Raw genomic sequence first — 478 nt, 5'->3', positions numbered from 1 at the left:
CCGCCGGGCTCCCGGGCTGCGCGGGGGGGGGGGGCGCGGGGGGGCTAAGGGGGCGGGTTCCGCGGTCCACCGTGGGGGGGGGGGGCGCCCCGCCCCCCGCCCGGGCCCTGACCTGAACCGACCGCACGCCCCCGCATCCCCACGCCTGCGCACCTGCGCATCTCGCGTGCCGCTGCGCACCCGCACCGCCCCGCAGCCGCCCGTACGTCCCGCTGCCCCCGCCCCGTACGCCCCGTCGCCGCGCACCCGCCGCAACGATCACGCACCCGCCGCACCCGTCAACTGCTCTCCGCCCGCACCTCGCCCGGCAGGGCCAACTCCATCGCCGCGTACACCTCGGCCGCCTCCTGCCGGTACCGCTGCGCGGACCTGGCGCCCCGGGCCTGCGGCAGGGGGGGGGGGCGCGCGGGGGCGCCGGCCGCGCCCCCCCCGCGGGCCGCGGCGCCGGGGGGGGGCGCGGGCGCGGGGGCGGGCGCGC

At 84.7% G+C, this 478-nt stretch carries 1 protein-coding gene; it reads right to left on the bottom strand.

The genetic code is table 11. The annotated features are described in order from the left end of the window. Nucleotides 1-278: 278 nt before the first annotated feature. A partial coding sequence (locus AAHZ94_RS34980) for a hypothetical protein (RefSeq protein ID WP_349997674.1) occupies nt 279-478 on the bottom strand: 200 nt, incomplete at its 5' end.

The organism is Streptomyces sp. HSW2009 (genome assembly GCF_040240285.1).
Classification (GTDB): Bacteria; Actinomycetota; Actinomycetes; order Streptomycetales; family Streptomycetaceae; genus Streptomyces.
This window is presented reverse-complemented; position numbering and strand designations above follow the sequence as displayed.